The organism is Ruminococcus sp. OA3 (assembly GCF_022440845.1).
Lineage (GTDB): Bacteria > Bacillota > Clostridia > Lachnospirales > Lachnospiraceae > Ruminococcus_G.
Map to the genome: position 1 here is coordinate 2,131,922 of NZ_JAKNTO010000001.1, position 14,658 is coordinate 2,146,579.

The 14,658-nt window shown below is 46.4% G+C and carries 13 protein-coding genes; 10 read left to right on the forward strand and 3 right to left on the reverse strand.

What is annotated here, in order from left to right:
- The first annotated feature begins 5 nt into the window (after nucleotides 1–5).
- The 5 genes from purF (at nucleotide 6) to MCG98_RS09670 (ending at nucleotide 7,641) form a co-directional block, all read left to right on the forward strand.
- On the forward strand, nucleotides 6–1,451 hold the full coding sequence (gene purF / locus MCG98_RS09650; RefSeq protein ID WP_345891713.1) for an amidophosphoribosyltransferase: 1,446 nt from the start codon (nucleotides 6–8) through the stop codon (nucleotides 1,449–1,451).
- Between the two features lie 33 nt (nucleotides 1,452–1,484).
- A complete protein-coding gene (gene purB / locus MCG98_RS09655; RefSeq protein ID WP_240301786.1) occupies nucleotides 1,485–2,918 on the forward strand; it encodes an adenylosuccinate lyase in 1,434 nt (477 codons plus the stop codon).
- Nucleotides 2,919–3,019: 101 nt separating this feature from the next.
- A complete protein-coding gene (locus MCG98_RS09660) occupies nucleotides 3,020–4,327 on the forward strand; it encodes a Na+/H+ antiporter NhaC family protein (RefSeq protein WP_240301787.1) in 1,308 nt (435 codons plus the stop codon).
- A 123-nt stretch (nucleotides 4,328–4,450) separates the two neighbouring features.
- On the forward strand, nucleotides 4,451–5,725 hold the full coding sequence (locus tag MCG98_RS09665; RefSeq protein WP_240301788.1) for an adenylosuccinate synthase: 1,275 nt from the start codon (nucleotides 4,451–4,453) through the stop codon (nucleotides 5,723–5,725).
- A gap of 167 nt (nucleotides 5,726–5,892) precedes the next feature.
- Nucleotides 5,893–7,641, forward strand: a complete 1,749-nt coding sequence (locus tag MCG98_RS09670; protein WP_240301789.1) for a hypothetical protein — start codon at nucleotides 5,893–5,895, stop codon at nucleotides 7,639–7,641.
- A gap of 2 nt (nucleotides 7,642–7,643) precedes the next feature.
- On the opposite strand, the gene MCG98_RS09675 is transcribed toward MCG98_RS09670, so the two are convergent.
- Nucleotides 7,644–7,865, reverse strand: a complete 222-nt coding sequence (locus MCG98_RS09675) for a hypothetical protein (protein ID WP_275891319.1) — start codon at nucleotides 7,863–7,865, stop codon at nucleotides 7,644–7,646.
- 281 nt (nucleotides 7,866–8,146) lie between these two features.
- On the opposite strand from MCG98_RS09675, the gene MCG98_RS09680 reads away from it, so the two are divergent.
- The 5 genes from MCG98_RS09680 (at nucleotide 8,147) to MCG98_RS09700 (ending at nucleotide 11,920) form a co-directional block, all read left to right on the forward strand.
- Nucleotides 8,147–9,643, forward strand: a complete 1,497-nt coding sequence (locus MCG98_RS09680; protein WP_240301790.1) for a Na+/H+ antiporter NhaC family protein — start codon at nucleotides 8,147–8,149, stop codon at nucleotides 9,641–9,643.
- 157 nt (nucleotides 9,644–9,800) lie between these two features.
- The gene (locus MCG98_RS09685) at nucleotides 9,801–10,202 is read left to right on the forward strand and encodes a hypothetical protein (protein WP_240301791.1); all 402 of its coding nucleotides are present in this window, start codon (nucleotides 9,801–9,803) and stop codon (nucleotides 10,200–10,202) included.
- Between the two features lie 28 nt (nucleotides 10,203–10,230).
- A complete protein-coding gene (locus MCG98_RS09690) occupies nucleotides 10,231–11,061 on the forward strand; it encodes a DUF5685 family protein (protein WP_240301792.1) in 831 nt (276 codons plus the stop codon).
- Nucleotides 11,061–11,681, forward strand: a complete 621-nt coding sequence (locus MCG98_RS09695) for a J domain-containing protein (protein WP_240301793.1) — start codon at nucleotides 11,061–11,063, stop codon at nucleotides 11,679–11,681. Before MCG98_RS09690 ends, MCG98_RS09695 begins: the two co-directional genes overlap by 1 nt.
- A gap of 29 nt (nucleotides 11,682–11,710) precedes the next feature.
- Complete coding sequence (locus MCG98_RS09700; protein WP_240301794.1) at nucleotides 11,711–11,920, forward strand: hypothetical protein; 210 nt, start codon at nucleotides 11,711–11,713, stop codon at nucleotides 11,918–11,920.
- A 279-nt stretch (nucleotides 11,921–12,199) separates the two neighbouring features.
- Here MCG98_RS09700 and MCG98_RS09705 read toward each other — a convergent pair whose 3' ends face one another.
- The gene (locus MCG98_RS09705) at nucleotides 12,200–13,357 is read right to left on the reverse strand and encodes a site-specific integrase (RefSeq protein ID WP_240301795.1); all 1,158 of its coding nucleotides are present in this window, start codon (nucleotides 13,355–13,357) and stop codon (nucleotides 12,200–12,202) included.
- Between the two features lie 132 nt (nucleotides 13,358–13,489).
- A complete protein-coding gene (locus MCG98_RS09710) occupies nucleotides 13,490–14,479 on the reverse strand; it encodes a hypothetical protein (RefSeq protein WP_240301796.1) in 990 nt (329 codons plus the stop codon).
- Between the last annotated feature and the right edge of the window lie 179 nt (nucleotides 14,480–14,658).

Here is a 14,658-nt window from a genome sequence, read left to right on the forward strand (position 1 = left end):
CCATGATGCATAACAAGATACACAAACAGACGGAAGTGACAGATAAGCTCAGGGAAGAATGTGGGGTATTTGGCATCTACGACTTGAATGGCAGCGACGTTGCCTCTTCAATTTATTATGGGTTATTTGCGCTGCAGCACCGCGGCCAGGAGAGCTGCGGGATTGCAGTCAGCGATACAAACGGACCGAAAGGCAAGGTGAGTTCCTATAAGGGAATGGGGCTTGTCAATGAAGTTTTTCTGCCTGGCTCACTGGATAATCTGCATGGCGACATTGGGGTCGGCCATGTGCGTTATTCAACGGCCGGGGCGAGCACGCGCGAAAATGCGCAGCCGCTCGTGCTAAACTACATCAAGGGAACACTTGCTCTCGCACATAATGGAAATCTGATCAATGCGCTGGAGCTGAGAAAAGAGCTGGAATACGGAGGAGCAATCTTTCAGACGACCATAGATTCGGAAGTCATCGCCTACCACATTGCACGGGAACGTGTCAATACAGCAACTGTTCAGGAGGCTGTCGGAAATGCGATGAAAAAAATGAAAGGTGCCTACTCACTGATCGCCATGTCGCCGCGCAAGCTGATAGGGGCCAGGGACCCTTATGGGTTTAAGCCGCTGTGTATCGGCAGGCGCGACAATGCGTATATGATCACTTCTGAGACATGCGCACTTGAGACTCTGGGGGCTGAATTTGTCCGGGATGTAGAACCGGGAGAAATCGTTACAATTACAAAAGACGGAATAACGTCTGATACCAGCATGTGCCTGTCCAGAGATGAACAGGCAAGATGCATTTTTGAGTATATCTATTTTTCAAGGCCTGACAGCCATATTGACGGCGTCAGTGTCTATGGATCACGCATCAAAGCCGGAAGATTTCTGGCAATGGATTCACCGGTGGAAGCTGATCTGGTGGTTGGTGTTCCGGAGTCAGGAAATGCCGCTGCGCTCGGATTTTCCATGGAATCCGGTATTCCATACGGGACTGCGTTTGTAAAGAACGGGTATGTGGGAAGAACCTTCATCAAACCGAAACAGAGCAGCAGGGAGTCCAGTGTCCGGGTGAAGCTGAATGTGCTGAAAGAAGCTGTGTGCGGAAAACGCGTGGTCATGATTGATGATTCGATCGTGCGGGGAACAACAAGTGACCGTATCGTCAGCATGCTGAAAGAAGCGGGGGCGACAGAAGTCCATATGAGAGTCAGTTCGCCGCCATTTTTATGGCCGTGTTATTTTGGGACAGACGTTCCGGCGCGTGAGCAGCTGATCGCCTATAATCGTTCGATTGATGAAATTCGTCAGATCATCGGGGCTGATTCCCTGGCATATCTCGGTCTTGACCGACTGAGCGGGATTGCAGAAGGCCTGCCGATCTGTACGGGGTGTTTTAATGGAAAATATCCGATGGAACCTCCCAGGGAGGATATCCGCGGGGAATACGAGCGCTGATACAAACGTGCCGCAGAGAAAGGATTATAATTTATGAGTACAAACAGATACCAAAGTCCGCTGTCAGAACGATATGCAAGCAAAGAAATGCAGTATATCTTCTCACCGGACATGAAATTCCGTACCTGGAGAAAACTCTGGATTGCTCTGGCTGAGACGGAGAAAGAGCTTGGCCTGAATATTACACAGGAACAGATAGATGAACTGAAGGAATATGCTGACGATATCAATTATGACGTTGCCAGGGCGAGAGAGAAAGAAGTCCGCCATGATGTGATGTCACATGTCTATGCATACGGTGTACAGTGTCCGAAGGCAAAGGGAATCATTCACCTGGGCGCGACTTCCTGTTATGTGGGCGATAATACAGATATTATTGTTATGACAGAGGGACTTAAGCTGGTAAAGAAAAAACTGGTGAATGTGATCGCAGAGCTTGCTAAATTTGCGAATGAGTATAAAGCACAACCGACGCTGGCTTTTACACATTTTCAGCCGGCACAGCCGACGACTGTCGGAAAGCGTGCCACACTCTGGATTCAGGAATTCCTGCTGGATCTGGAAGATGTTGATTACGTGCTTAACGGCATGAAGCTGCTTGGTTCCAAAGGAACGACAGGCACACAGGCAAGTTTCCTGGAGCTGTTTGACGGAGACCATGAAAAAATTGACCGGATCGATCCGATGATTGCTGAGAAAATGGGATTTAAAGACTGTTATCCTGTGTCGGGACAGACGTATTCACGTAAAGTGGACACCAGAGTGGTTAACGTTCTGGCAGGGATTGCGGCGAGTGCACATAAGTTCTCTAATGATATTCGTCTGCTTCAGCATTTAAAAGAAGTGGAAGAGCCGTTTGAAAAGAGCCAGATCGGTTCTTCTGCAATGGCATATAAGAGAAATCCGATGAGAAGTGAACGCATTGCTTCACTCTCCAGATTTGTCATGGCAGATGCGCTCAACCCGGCGATCACATCTGCGACACAGTGGTTTGAGAGAACTCTGGACGATTCGGCCAATAAGCGGCTGAGTATTCCGGAAGGATTCCTTTCTGTAGACGGTATTCTGGACCTCTGCCTGAATGTTGTTGACGGACTCGTTGTATATCCGAAAGTCATCGAAAAGCGTCTGATGTCAGAACTTCCGTTCATGGCCACAGAAAACATCATGATGGATGCAGTGAAAGCCGGTGGTGACCGTCAGGAACTTCATGAGAGAATCCGTGAGCTTTCCATGGAAGCCGGAAAAAACGTGAAGGTCGAGGGAAAAGATAACAATCTGCTGGAACTGATTGCAGCGGATCCTGCATTTAACCTGACATTGGAAGATCTTCAGAAGACGATGGATCCGTCCAAATATACCGGAAGGGCAAAAGAGCAGGTGGACTCGTTCCTCATAAAGGTTGTCAGACCGATATTGGAGCAGAACGGGGAATTGCTGGGCGTAAAAGCGGAGATTAATGTATAAGTTCTGTATAGATGATTGAAATCGGGGAACGATGCAGTTAGAAAGGGGATGAGCGGTGCCGCTTCATCCCCTTTTACAGTATGAGAGGGGTGTTTTTCGGGATGGAAAAGAAAACAGAACAGGGAAATGTATGGGCGCTGCTGCCCATTGGAGTTTTTTTGCTGATATTTCTGGGGTTTGGGTGTATTACCGGAGATTTTTACAGTACGCCGGCGATTGTGGGATTTCTGATCGCCCTGCTGGTCGGATTTCTCCAGAACAGGAAGGTGGATTTTCAGAAAAAGATAAAACTGATCACGGACGGAATCGCGGATGAGAATATCGTGACCATGTGCCTGATCTTTCTCGTCGCAGGTGCATTTTCAAAGGCTGTTGATATGGCGGGAGGCGCCGAGAGTGCGGTCCATCTCGGACTGTCCATCATGCCGGCAAATGTGGCAGTCGTCGGTCTGTTTGTGATCAGCTGCTTTATCTCCGTGTCGATGGGAACATCGATGGGGACTATTGCAGCAATGGCGCCCATCGCCGCAGGAATCAGTACAAAGGCCGGTATCGCACTGCCGATCTGTGTGGGTGCAGTCATGTGCGGAGCCATGTTCGGGGATAATCTGTCGATGATCTCCGATACGACGATCGCTGCTGTGCGTACGCAGGGATGTGAGATGAAAGATAAGTTTCGGGAAAACTTCCTGATCGTGCTTCCGGCAGCCATCATCACTGCGGTCCTTTTCTTTTTTGTATCGGGGAGGGGAGCTGCTCCGTCATTTGACGATCTGGATTATAACCTGCTGAAAGTGGTGCCTTATCTTGTGGTTTTGATTGGAGCGATCATTGGATTTAATGTATTTCTGGTACTGCTGGCAGGGATTCTGCTGTCGCTGATCGTCGGTGTAGCAACTGGTTCCATAGAACCTGCAGCGATTTTCCAGGTGCTGGGCGATGGAGTGACTTCCATGTACGATATCACGGTGATCTCTCTCGTCGTCGCGTTTATTGTCGCGCTTGTCAGAGCGAATGGCGGAATCACATTTATACTGTCGAAGATCAAGCGGCGTGTGCGGGGCAAACGCGGTGCTGAACTGGGGATTGCACTGCTGGTGCTGCTGGTAGACTGCTGTACAGCTAACAATACGGTGGCGATTGTCATGACGGGACCCATCGCCAAAGAAATCAGTCAGGAATACGGAATATCACCCAGGAGAAGCGCTTCACTGCTTGACATCTTTGCTTCGGTCGGTCAGGGGTTGATCCCTTATGGGGCACAGCTCCTGTCAGCTGCAGCGCTTACGAAGCTGACACCGTTTCATATACTTCCCTATATGTTTTATCCTGTGCTGATGGCTGTCAGCGCGCTGCTTTTTATTTTATTTCGAAAAAGGGAGACAGATGTAAAAATTTCTTCTAATTAAGAGAAATATAGGTTTTACTTATGAAAAAGAATGTAGTATACTCAATAGGGTAGCGGTTATGTTGCCGCAGAAATATAATGATTAAAAATACGAGCTATGGAAATGATTCAGGAGGGAACGAATATGGTAAAAGCTGTCGTTGGAGCAAACTGGGGTGACGAGGGAAAAGGCAAGATCACCGATATGCTGGGGAAAGAAGCTGACATTATCGTAAGATTCCAGGGCGGAGCCAATGCAGGTCATACGATTGTAAATGATTACGGCAAATTTGCACTGCATACTTTGCCATCCGGAGTATTCTATGACCACACAACGAGTGTCATTGGAAATGGTGTGGCATTAAATATTCCGACATTGATGGAGGAAATCAAGGGGATTGTGGACCAGGGGGTTCCGATGCCTAAAATCAAAGTTTCTGACCGTGTGCAGATGGTGATGTCTTACCATATTCTGTTTGACCAGTACGAAGAAGAACGCCTGGCGGGAAAATCTTTTGGATCCACGAAATCAGGGATTGCACCATTTTACTCAGATAAGTATGCGAAGATCGGATTTCAGGTGAGTGAACTGTTCGACGAAGTAACACTCAGAGAAAAAGTGGGGCGTATCTGTGAGACTAAGAATGTCGTTCTGGAGCATCTGTACCATAAAGATCCGATCAAACCGGAGGATATTTTTAAGGAGCTTATGAACTATAAAGAGATGATCGCGCCGTATGTCTGTGACGTCTCAGCATTTTTATGGGATGCGATCAAAGAAGGAAAAGAGATTTTACTGGAAGGCCAGCTCGGTTCACTGAAAGATCCGGACCACGGCATTTATCCGATGGTGACATCTTCCTCAACACTCGCAGCGTACGGCGCGATTGGTGCAGGTATTCCTCCGTATGAGATTAAAAAGATCATTACCGTCTGCAAGGCATATTCAAGCGCCGTAGGCGCAGGTGCATTTGTCTCCGAGATTTTCGGAGAAGAGGCAGATGAACTCAGAAGACGGGGAGGTGACGGCGGAGAGTACGGCGCTACGACAGGACGTCCGAGGCGTATGGGATGGTTCGACTGTGTTGCATCCAAATATGGCTGCAGAATCCAGGGAACCACCGACGTGGCTTTCACAGTGCTCGATGTTCTTGGCTATCTCGAGGAGATCCCGGTATGTGTCGGTTATGAGATCGACGGAAAAGTAACGACTGATTTCCCGACGACCTCAAAACTGGAGAAGGCAAAACCGGTGATCGAGGTGCTTCCGGGGTGGAAATGCGATATCCGCGGCATCAAAAAGTATGAAGAACTTCCGGAAAACTGCCGGAAATACATTGAATTTGTGGAAGAAAAAATTGAATTTCCGATTACCATGATCTCCAATGGACCGGGAAGAAATGATATCATCTACCGTTAAGGGCTAAAATGAATTTTTACAGGGCTGTTGCTGTACATCGTTTGATGTGCGGCGGCAGCTCTGTTTTGCTTTGGCGATATTTGACAAATTTACCACGGAAAATTCATATAAATAACACAATATCCTGTCATAATCAAGAATAGAATGATGTGGAAAGGATATTTAAAATGAAGAAAAAATATGCAGCACTCATTCTCGGTATCATGCTGGGAATTGCGGTGACAGGATGTTCAGATAATACGGAAGCGGGAAAACAGACAGTTCAGGCGGAAGAAGATAAACAGGAAGAGAGCATCACGGGTGAAGTCATATCGACAGACAAAGAGAGTATTACGGTCAGACTGACTGATCCGGAATCAGCAGGAGAAAAAGATGATTCCAGCCAGGAGCAGACAGCCGCTATAACCGAAAATACACAGATTGTGAGAAGCCAGGGGCCAGGTAAAATGGATGAACAAGAAGCCCCTGAAAAACCAGAAGGAGATGAGAGTTCGGATGACGCAGGAGAAAGGCCAGAAGACGGGGAAGTTCCGGGTGAACCGCCGGCAGGAGAGATGCGGGAAGAAGATATTACATGGAAGGATATCAAGGAGGGTGATACGGTTGCCATTACTCTGGATACAGATGGCAATGCGGTTAAGATCACGGTTCGTTCAGATGATCTGGGTCAGAGAATGGGCCAGGAGATGAACAGCTCATCGACCGGAAGCATTACACTGGCCGGTGTCTATACTGTTGACGGAGATGTGGCGTCCTCCGAAGATCAGTCGTATTCATCTGAAGATGCGAACGAAAACACAGTGCTTGTGAAAAATGGCGGAAGCCTGACGATGAGCGGAGCAAAACTCAGCAAAACCGGTGATACGACAAGCGATGATGAGAGTAATTTTTACGCGGTCAATGCTGTTGTAGCAGCGACAGCAGACAGTACGATCACTGTCAGTGATACAGAGATCATTTCCGATGCGGAAGGTGCCAATGCAGTTTTTGCCACAGGCAGCAATGCGGTGGTCAGGGCCGACCATATTACCATTCATACAATGGCGGATTCGTCGAGAGGACTGGATGCGACATATGGGGGAACGGTAACCGCTGAAAACATTGATATCACAACGGAAGGAGCTCACTCTGCGGGGCTGGCAACGGACCGGGGGGAGGGGACGATAAAGGCAGTCAATGGAACAATCAGCACATCAGGAGAGGGCTCTCCCTGTATCTACTCCACGGGTGACATCAGCGCAGAGAATATTACCGGGAAGGCTGCCGGAGCACAGACAATGGTGATTGAGGGAAAGAATTCCATAACGATCACAGGATGTGATCTGAGTGGAGCCGGAGAGAACGGCGTAATGCTTTATCAGAGTACTTCCGGTGATGCGGCAGAGGGGACCGGTGTGCTGACTGTAAAAGACAGTTCGCTCACAACAAGTTCTGATGGCCCGATGTTTTATGTCACCAACACCGAGGCACAGGTTGATCTGAACAATGTGAGTCTGAATTACAGCTCCGGTGTTTTGATTAATGTGTCTGGGAACGAGACAAACAACTGGGGCACACCGGGAAATAACGGGGGAGATCTGACATTTAGGGCAGCAAATCAGATCCTGAACGGGAGTGTTTTGTGCGATGGGATCAGTACAGTCAGTATGAAGCTCAGTGACAATACCAGATTTGCAGGAAGCATTGATGCCGATAATACGGGGAATGTACAGATTTCCATGGATGCGGGAAGCACATGGAATGTAGCGGGCGATTCATATGTCTCGGTCATTACAGATGACAACACTTCCTTATCTAATATTGAGTCAAATGGACATACGATTTATTATGATGCATCGGAAGAAGGGAATGCATGGCTAAGCGGCAGCACGATTGAACTTTCAGGCGGCGGAAGCCTGACCCCTGCCGCCGAATAAAATTATTCGTCGTGTTCCTTTTTGTCAGAGCCGTCTCTGCTGTTTTTCAGGTAACGGTAGACAAGAGTATATCCATACAGCAGTACCGGAACAGCAACCGTACAGAAAACAGATGCCTTGAACCATCCGGCGGAGTTCGGACTGTCTGTGACTGCAAAAAACATGGTAGCTCCATACATGGACAGTATCAGAACAACACCGATGACCGCAAGAATTCGTTTCATACAGATTATCCTCCTTCAGAAAATACAATAATTCGTAGTGGAAATTGGTGCAGAAAGCGACTTACAAGCAAGCTTGACGCAGCTTTTTGCACCAATTCCCCCGCCGTCCTGAACTTGTTACAATAATTCTTATTATACATCTTTCTTATGTAATTGCATAGTCATTTCGGGGTATGCTATAATAAAAAGTAACAGTTCATCCGATGCTTCTTGTCCGGCATATGCCGGGCAAGAAGATGCGCTGTCTGAACGATACATAAGAAAAATGAAGGGGGATACAAATGTCAGCAACAATATGGTCATTATTGCCGCCGATCGTGGCAATAGCACTTGCACTTATCACAAAAGAGGTTTACCTCTCGCTGCTGGTTGGAATTCTGACAGGTTCACTGCTTTTCACTCAGTTTCATGTGCTGACGGCGGTGGAGACAACCGTCGAAATCATGGGAATGAAGATCGGAGACAATGTCAACATCCTGATTTTCCTTGTGCTTCTGGGAATACTGGTCGCACTGATCACGAAATCAGGTGCATCGAAAGCCTATGGTGAATGGGCGACTGCAAGGATAAAAGGAGAGCGCGGGGCTCTTCTTGCAACGACGGCTCTCGGGATGCTTATTTTTGTCGACGATTATTTTAACTGCCTCACAGTTGGCACCGTGATGCGTCCCGTTACGGATAAATATAAGATCAGCCGGGCGAAGCTTGCGTACATCATCGATGCCACGGCTGCACCGATCTGTATCATCGCACCGATTTCAAGCTGGGCAGCAGCGGTAGGTTCATCACTTCCGGAGAACAGCGGGATTGACGGGTTTAACCTGTTCCTGCGTACCATACCGTTTAACCTGTATGCTCTGCTCACGATCATCTTCATGCTGTTTCTGATCATCCGGAAGGTTGATTTTGCCGCGATGAAGAGATATAACGATAAAGTACTGGCGGACGGAGAGGAGACGACAGTCGGGTCCGATGAACTTCCGATCATGGGAAGAGGAAAGGTGAAAGATCTGATCCTGCCGATCGTGGTACTGGTCATTCTGTGTATTTCCGCAATGCTTTATACGGGAGGTATACTGGAAGGAGCAGATGTTGTTACAGCATTTGCCAACTGTGACTCTTCATTAAGTCTGGTATTGGGATCATTTTTTGCACTGGTATTTACTTTTGTCCTTTATCTGGGAAGAAAAATCCTGACATTTGAAGCATTCTGCGAGAGCTTTGTCCAGGGTTTTCGTTCGATGACGCCGCCCATCATGATCCTTTGTCTGGCATGGACACTGTCAGGAGTCTGCAGTGCGGACTATATGAATATTGGCGGTTACGTAGGAAATCTGGTAGCGGGGAGTTCGCTGGTCGGCATTCTGCTTCCGTGTCTGTTCTTCCTGATCGCAACAGGACTGGCATTCTCTACGGGAACATCCTGGGGAACCTTCGGTATTTTAATACCGATTGCACTTGCAATACTGGGTACGGGTGATGTCTCATCGCTGTCTGTCACGGTCGCAGCAATTCTGGCAGGGGCAGTCTGCGGAGATCATATTTCACCGATTTCGGATACAACGATTCTTGCCTCTGCGGGGGCTCAGTGTAATCACATTAACCACGTTTCCACGCAGATACCGTATGCCCTCCTGGTAGCGGCGTGCTGTTTTGCAGGTTACCTGACGGCAGGGATTGCAGGAAACGGATGGGCAGGGCTTGCTGTAGGACTTATCTGCCTTGCAGTGATCCTTGCAGTGATCACGGTAAACGAAAAGAACACCAAAAGTTCATAGTTTTTAGAAAAAATTTATAGAATATCCGGTTGATATTATGCATAAAAAGGAATACAGTAGTAGTATTCTATACTAAGAGGAAAAGAGTGAAAGTCTGAAAGAAAACTTTCACCCATCCCTGAGCGAAGACGCAGCAGATGCGTCGTGGGAGGAAAGAATGGGAAAATTACGAGACAAATTTGCACGGTTTATGATCGGACGGTACGGCGTGGATAATCTGGGAAGGGTGTTGGTCTATGCATCATTGATCCTGCTGATCTTATCTATGTTCATACGGTATCGGATTGTATACATTCTGGCTATCGCCGCCCTGATCTATGCATACTTCCGCATATTTTCAAAAAACGTTTCCAAACGTTATGAGGAAAACAGAAAATTCCTGAATTTGCAGCATAAGATAAGCGGTAGGTTTTCGGCACTTAAAAATCAGGGGCAGGATAAAGACCACCGTTATTTTAAATGCCCGGCATGTAAACAGAAAGTCCGGGTTCCGAAGGGGAAAGGAAAGATTTCCATCCGTTGTCCGAAATGTCATGCGGAATTCATTAAACGTACATAGTGCAGGATGGAAATCGTAAAAGAAAACGATGTTTGGATATGTTACGATCAATAAAGACGAGTTAAAAATCAAAGATGTGCGGAGATACCAGGCGTACTACTGCGGAGTCTGCCAGGACCTGAAGGACCGGCACGGCATGGCGGCACAGTCTACGCTGACGTATGATATGACATTTCTGGCAGTGCTTCTTACCGGGCTGTATGAGGGCCCGGTCATAGATGAGCAGTGCAGGTGTATCGTACATCCGGTGAAAAAGCACTGGTGCCTTCGCAACACCTATACAAGCTATGCAGCGGATATGAATCTGCTGCTTTGCTATTATAATCTGATGGATGACTGGCTGGATGAGAAAAAACTGATTCCATATACGGTTGCAAAACTGGTGCGTTCTGAATTCAGGAAAGTCTGCAGCCAATATCCAAGGCAGGCACGGGCGATTCGTCACTATATGAAACGTCTGGGAGAATGCGAACGGAAGAACAGTCAGAATCTGGACCTGGGCGCAGGACTTACCGGGGATCTGTTCGGTGAGATACTTGTATATGAAGAGGATATATGGGCAACCATACTGCGCAAGCTCGGGTTCTACCTGGGTAAATTCATCTACCTTATGGATGCGTACGATGATGTGGAGAAGGATAAGAAGACAGGAAATTACAACCCGTGGATGAAGCTGAGTGAACGGGAAGACTTTCTCACAGAGAGTGAACAGATTCTGACCATGATGATGAGCGGATGTGCCAGGGAATTTGAAAAACTTCCGATTATAGAAAATGTGGACATTTTACGAAATATCCTGTATTCTGGTATTTGGACAAAATATGATATGTTGAAGAAGAAAGCCAAGGAGAATCATTGATGTTAGATCCATATAGCGTGCTGGGAGTTCCGTCAAATGCCAGCATGGATGATATAAAGAAAGCGTACCGAAAGTTAAGCCGCACGTATCATCCGGATGCCAATGTAAATAATCCGAATAAGGAACAGGCGGAAGAAAAATTCAAACAGGTACAGGAAGCGTACAATCAGATTCTTAATGAGCGGGAGCGTGGGAGCAGTGATTATGACTCCTGGTACGGCAGAGATACGCAGAGGACATCATACGGCAGCGATGAGGAGACGATCAAGATGCAGGCGGCAGCCAATTACATCAACAGTCAGCACTTTCGAGAAGCCATGAATGTACTGAACGGTATCACAGGGCGCAGCGGAGACTGGTTTTACCTTCATGCTGTTGCGAATGCCGGACTTGGAAACAATGTGAGCGCGCTGGAAGACGCAAGAGAAGCTCTTCGCATCGACCCGAACAATATGAAATATCAGATGCTGGTCAATCAGCTGCAGTCCGGAGGCCAGTGGTATGAGAATATGGGCACCGGTTACGGATACGAGCGTCCTCAGACGGGAATGGGGAACTGCTGCTGGCAGTGTCTTGCCGTCAATCTGTTCTGCAACTGCTGCTGCGGTCGTCCGTGCTGATGACCGGCATATGAAAGAGGGATAAGGATATGAAAATTCCTGAGAAATGGGCGGGAAAAATTGTGTTTGCCGTACAGGCAGTCCTGGTTTTGGTCTACGTTCTGTTCACATTCTGGCAGGACATCAGTGAAAAAAGAAAACGTGCCAGAAAAGTTCAGCGTCAGGAAGAAAAAGAAGCTGTACGCTACACGAAGGCAAAATACCGGTTAAAACGAAAGAATTTAAAAAAAAGAAAATAAAGTGTATAAGAAACGCCGTTGCGGTCATACTATAAATATCTACAGAGGGATGATCACAACGGCGTGACGTTTCTTTGTAGATTACCAGGAATCACATTGGAATCCCCCTCCAATGGTGAGTGACGAAAGACAAAAAGAAATACTTATCCTCCCCTTTAACCCCCGTGGCTGCGGAAACCCGCAGTTTTCGGGGGTTTCTTAATGTTTTCGAGAAGATAAGTATTGAAAATCTGCTGTCAAATTGCTGTCAAACTGCTGTCAGATATTGTCAAGGTACGGTCAGATAATGTGGCTGTTATTGTAGATGGTTGACATGGTGCTGCGCAGCTCATCATTATTCTTTGAAAGTGATTTGTAATACACCGCCATTGTGATTCCGACATCTCTGTGTCCCAGAGCTTCGGACACGATGCTGATATCTACTCCGGCTGTTATGGCACCGCTCGCGAAGGTCTTTCTGAGTTTGTGGCTGGTGGCGTAGTCAATCCCTGCATATGTGGTTAAGCGTGACCATGTATCATAGATATTTGACTTTGTAGGGATGTGTTTGTTTCTGTTGCAGACCACCAGATCACACAGGATGCCAGTTGAGAGGTAACGGCGTTTTAATTCCTTTATCCATTTTTCTACAGGTTCAGATATAGGTATGATACGGTGTGATGAATCCGATTTCGGGGGCTTTTCATATTGCTGTTTCCCAGCCCTGTTGCCGTTCTCATCGCGTGAATATCCTTCTGCTATCTGCTTGGTAATGGATATGGTGTGCTGTTTAAAATTGATATCTGTCCATTTCAACGCCATAGCTTCACCCAGACGCATCCCGGTAAATGCCATGATTAAAAATATGGGACTGTACATAAAGAGGTGTCCCTGTTCCCACGCATCGTAGACGGCACGTTCCAGCTTTTGCAGTTCGTCTAAAGTGAATACCTGCTTGGATTCTTCTGCCTTTTTGCATCGCTTATAAGGAATCTCCACATAGTTGAGGACGTTGGCATCGATGTACTTGCGTTGCTCTGCCCTCAGGAATACTTTGTTCAGGATAGTATGTAATGATTTGACAGAGGATTTTGCATAGCCTGCATCAATCTGTTTCTTGAAAAATTTGGACAGGTCGCTGTCAGTGATCGTGTTTATCGGTTTTTTGCCAATCTCACTGTCCTGAATATGATTCCGGTAAACCGTTTCGTATCTGTCATATGTGGTGTCTTCTTTGATTCCCCAGACGAAATTCTTGAGTACTTCATCTGTGAATTCCGCTAACGTGGGTATGTTGCCTGATTTTTTGAATTCAACTTTTAATAGATAATTCCGTAAAACCTCCTCCTGAGTACTTCCGTATACAGGTTTACGTTTTCCAGTATCGGAGAGGGGGGCGGGAATATACATCATCCACCGATTTTCCCCCTCTCTGTAGGTTGCCTTTGGCATCCTCATGATTCCCATCCCTACTTTCGTAATGAGGGAACGCATCTCATCTACTGTTATAGTACCATCAAGGAGGAGGGAATTCAATACGGAATCTAGTGGAGCATTTGTATCCGTAATCTGTGTTCCCCCCCTGTGATGTTATACTGTCACATGTATATTATGTGATGAGGATGTTTCAGGGTGTTCGATAGATAACATGGTATCTGACTTTGTTGGCATAAGCGAATTATTTTTTGCAATCAATTCTGATGGTTCGAAAAACGTTCGGGTCGCACGCTGTATTTCACCGATTGCATGACGGGCATCTGTTATTGTGAATAAGTCAATGCCATATCTTGATTTGTAATTTTGAAATTTAGTTTCGGGATTTTTAGTATTCAGACGTTGGAGCAAATCGATCATCTGCTCTTTACAGAAAATACAGTTTTGATACTGCATGAGAAAATCTGTGATATTTTTGAACTTTTTTGGATATGCATTGATGCTCTGGTGATAGATTCTTTCCAGTCCATCATTATACCGCTGTTGCATGGTGCTGAAGTGTTGTAGTGCTTTTTCCCAGCGACGGTTCCAGTTGACGGTGAATTCATAGGAGATATCTTGTCCGCGCATTCGTTTTGAGCGGATTTCCAAGCGACTCTTGGCGGTATCTGTTCCCCCACTTTCTGCACGCTTATCATAGTTCTCCACTTCGAAGTCATCGTTTTTGATGGCAACACTTAGCTGTTGTTCCGTAAATAAATCTACCGTCTTGTAGCAGTTGCGTACATGATACGCACAAGCCAGCATGCTGATTAGCAGACGATTCAGTTTCGCATACTTTATATAATGGTCATCATCGGATGAATCAAAACGCATATCGACTCGTACTAAATCGTATTGATGGATTCCAGCCCCGGCGGTCACAGTGTCAAGTGCTGTGAGGAAATCAGGGTATGTATTGATATCACCTGTCAGATTGTTCAGGTTTAGCTTACTGCTGGTTCGAAGTCCGTTGTTTGTGGTGGTTATGCTTGTGATGCATCGTTTTACCGCATCATCTACATTTGTGACGATACCGTTGCTTTTGATGGTCAGTGTGTGGATACTGCCTCTTAAATGATAATCGTTCATGTTACTTTTGTTCAATAAATTGCCTCCTGTGTATTACATCGTTAATAGTTACTTGTTATAGCATGGAATTGGTAAAACATGCTCAACATGTACAATATAACATAAAAAAATTAGTTTGTCTATACATAATGCACGAAAATAATTAAAAACACAAACATTTGTTTTGGACAATATACACTAAAAAGAATGTTGAA

What these genes read in the sequence shown, in the direction of transcription:
- purF (WP_345891713.1), top strand. Translation starts at nt 6, where the DNA reads ATGCATAACAAGATACACAAACAGACGGAAGTGACAGATAAGCTCAGG.
- purB (WP_240301786.1), top strand. Translation starts at nt 1,485, where the DNA reads ATGAGTACAAACAGATACCAAAGTCCGCTGTCAGAACGATATGCAAGC.
- MCG98_RS09660 (WP_240301787.1), top strand. Translation starts at nt 3,020, where the DNA reads ATGGAAAAGAAAACAGAACAGGGAAATGTATGGGCGCTGCTGCCCATT.
- MCG98_RS09665 (WP_240301788.1), top strand. Translation starts at nt 4,451, where the DNA reads ATGGTAAAAGCTGTCGTTGGAGCAAACTGGGGTGACGAGGGAAAAGGC.
- MCG98_RS09670 (WP_240301789.1), top strand. Translation starts at nt 5,893, where the DNA reads ATGAAGAAAAAATATGCAGCACTCATTCTCGGTATCATGCTGGGAATT.
- MCG98_RS09675 (WP_275891319.1), bottom strand. Translation starts at nt 7,865, where the DNA reads ATGAAACGAATTCTTGCGGTCATCGGTGTTGTTCTGATACTGTCCATG.
- MCG98_RS09680 (WP_240301790.1), top strand. Translation starts at nt 8,147, where the DNA reads ATGTCAGCAACAATATGGTCATTATTGCCGCCGATCGTGGCAATAGCA.
- MCG98_RS09685 (WP_240301791.1), top strand. Translation starts at nt 9,801, where the DNA reads ATGGGAAAATTACGAGACAAATTTGCACGGTTTATGATCGGACGGTAC.
- MCG98_RS09690 (WP_240301792.1), top strand. Translation starts at nt 10,231, where the DNA reads ATGTTTGGATATGTTACGATCAATAAAGACGAGTTAAAAATCAAAGAT.
- MCG98_RS09695 (WP_240301793.1), top strand. Translation starts at nt 11,061, where the DNA reads ATGTTAGATCCATATAGCGTGCTGGGAGTTCCGTCAAATGCCAGCATG.
- MCG98_RS09700 (WP_240301794.1), top strand. Translation starts at nt 11,711, where the DNA reads ATGAAAATTCCTGAGAAATGGGCGGGAAAAATTGTGTTTGCCGTACAG.
- MCG98_RS09705 (WP_240301795.1), bottom strand. Translation starts at nt 13,357, where the DNA reads ATGAGGATGCCAAAGGCAACCTACAGAGAGGGGGAAAATCGGTGGATG.